Below are 2833 nucleotides of genomic sequence, written 5' to 3' on the forward strand. Positions count from 1 at the left end.
AAGGCGCCCGCCGCCAGCAGGGGCAGCACGCGTGCGGCCAGCGCCGACTCCTCGGGCGCCAGGGTCGCGGTATGGCCGGGCAGATGCAGCCAGGGGCCGTTGCGCACGATGCGGCCGTCGCGCTGCAGATCATCCAGCACCGCCAGCCACAGCGAGTCCGGGCCGACGGGCATGGCCATGCGGCGCAAGCGCGGACCGTCCGGCCCCGGCTCGTCGGGCGCGCCTTGATGGAACGCCGCCAGCGCCTGCTCCACGCGGACGCGCAGCGCGTCCCAATGGGCCGCAAGAATCAGGGTGCGCGGCGCCTGCGGCGTGCGCGCCTCCAACCATAGCGCGCCATGCGGCGCGATGATCTCAGCCACGGGCTGGCCGGTCAGGCGCTGCAAGGCGTCTTCGTCCAGGCCGAGCGCGGCATGCTCCAGCACCGGATGCAGGCCGGCGCCGTCCAGCATGGACGACAGAGCCTGCAGCCACTGCATGCGCGCGACGGAACGGCGCTTGCGGTCCGGCGCGTTGGGATCCAGCACCCGGCCGCCGCCCACCGTGCGCGTGGCCTGCGCGTTGCGCACGATATAGCGGTCGCCCGGCATGACGCAGACGGGTTCGTCGAACACCAGTTGCACCCAGCCGGACTGCCCCGGCGCCAGCGACTCCGCGCTCAGCGGCACGACATGCGCGACGTGGCGCGCCGCGCCGATGTGCACGTGCAGCGGCGCCCAGGCGCGCACCGGCGCATCGGCGGACGCCAGCAGCGTCAGCACCACATCGACATGGCGCGACGGCAGGAAGCAGCGCGCGTCCGCGATCCAGTCGCCGCGGGCGATGGCGTTCTTGTCCATGCCGGCAAGATTCAAGGCGCAACGCTGGCCCGCCGCGCCGGTCTCGCTGGGCTGGTTCTGGGCGTGGATGCTGCGCACGCGCACACGCGTGTCGGCAGGCATCAGCCGCAGGTCGGCCGCTTCGTCGCCGGCGCGGGCCAGCCCGGCATGGGCCGTGCCCGTCACCACCGTGCCGTGGCCGGCCAGGGTGAAAACCCGGTCGACGGCCAACCTGAACAGCCCGGCGCTGTCGCGCTGGCGCAGGGCCTGCGCCTGACCGTGCAAATGGGTTTTCAGATCCGCCACGCCCGCATCGCCGGGCTGTGATGCGCACACGGCGTACAGCGGCGCATCCTGCAGAAAGGTGCCGGCGGCCAGCTCGGCGATTTCGGCGCGCACCGCCTGCAGCCGTCCGGCGTCGGCGCGGTCGGTCTTGGTCAGCGCCACCGCGCCGCGCGCCACGCCCAGCAAGGCCAGGATGGCCAGGTGTTCACGCGTCTGCGGCATGACCCCGTCATCCGCCGCCACCACCAGCAGGCCGAAATCGATGCCGCTGGCGCCGGCCGCCATGGTGTGTACGAGCTTCTCGTGTCCCGGCACGTCGATAAAGCCCAGCACGTCGCCGTTGGGCAAGGGCGTGTAGGCGTAGCCCAGCTCGATCGAAATCCCGCGCGCCTTCTCTTCCTTGAGCCTGTCGGTGTCGACGCCGGTCAGCGCCCGCACCAGCGTGGTCTTGCCGTGGTCGATATGGCCGGCCGTGCCGATGATCATGCCGGCTCCGCCAGATGCGTCAGCTGCGCGGCAAAGGCCGCTTCGTCGCGCGCTTCCAGGCAGCGCAGGTCCAGCCACAAGGCGTCGTCGGCGATGCGGCCGATCACCGGCACGGGCAGGCGGCGCAGCCGCGTCTCCAGCTTGTCCAGATGGCGTCCGGCGCGGCCGCTGCCGGTGTAGCGCACGGCCAGGCCGTAGCTGGGCAGTTGGTCCACCGGCAAGGCGCCGCTGCCGATCTGGCTGAACATGGGCACGGCCTCGACCGCGTAGGGCTCGCCCGCCGCATGCGCCAGGACGCCGCGCAAACGTTCGGCCTGCGGCTGGATGTCGCGCTGCGGACGGGTCAGCAGGCGCAGCGTGGTCAGCCGCTGGGCCAGGAACTCGGGCGCGCGATACAGGCCCAGCACCGGCTCCAGCGCCGCCAGGGTCAGCTTGCTGACGCGCAAGGCGCGTTTCAGCGGGTTCTTCTTGATCTTGCGGATCAGATCCTTGCTGCCCACCAGCAGGCCTGCCTGCGGACCGCCCAGCAGCTTGTCGCCGCTGAAGGTGACCAGGTCGGCGCCGGCCGCGATGGTTTCTCGCACGGTGTCTTCCTTGGGCAGGCCGAACTGGGTCAGGTCGACCAGTGTGCCGCTGCCCAGGTCCACGGTGGCCGGCAGCCCGCGCGCATGCGCCAGCGCCGCCACTTCGGCCACGCTCACGCTCTTGGTAAAGCCGGTGACCGCATAGTTGCTGCAATGCACCTTCATCAGCATGGCGGTGCGCGGACCGATGGCGTTCTCGTAGTCCGCGGCGTGCGTGCGGTTGGTGGTGCCGACTTCGACCAGCTTGGCTCCGGCGCGCTTCATGATGTCGGGGATGCGGAACGCGCCGCCGATCTCGACCAGCTCGCCGCGCGACACCACGGCTTCGCGCCGGTCGGCCAGCGCGTTCAACATCAGCAGCACGGCGGCGGCGTTGTTGTTGACGACGGTGGCGGCCTCGGCCCCCGTCAGTTCGCACAGCAGCTCGTCGATCAGGTCGTCGCGGTCGCCGCGTCCGCCGGTGTCCAGATCGAATTCCAGATTGGCGGGGCTGGTGAGCGCGCGCAGCACCGAGGCCACCGCCTCGTCGGGCAGCAGCGCCCGGCCCAGATTGGTGTGCAGCACCGTGCCGGTCAGGTTGTAGACCGCCCGCAACTTCGGCTCGGCGGCGCGGGCCAGGGCCGCAGCCACGCGCGCCGCCACGGCGTCGGCATCGAGCTC

2 protein-coding genes are annotated in these 2833 nt (G+C 71.8%); both read right to left on the reverse strand.

What is annotated here, in order from left to right; translation table 11 throughout:
* Nucleotides 1–1589 (reverse strand): selenocysteine-specific translation elongation factor (gene selB / locus WBB14_RS20045; protein WP_424241385.1); only part of this gene is annotated, 1589 nt, incomplete at its 3' end.
* The coding region (selA, locus tag WBB14_RS20050) for an L-seryl-tRNA(Sec) selenium transferase (protein ID WP_424241386.1) at nucleotides 1586–2833 on the reverse strand (1248 nt) is incomplete at its 5' end. The genes selA and selB, both read right to left, overlap by 4 nt.

This window comes from Achromobacter sp. (genome assembly GCF_049647645.1).
Lineage (GTDB): Bacteria > Pseudomonadota > Gammaproteobacteria > Burkholderiales > Burkholderiaceae_B > Achromobacter.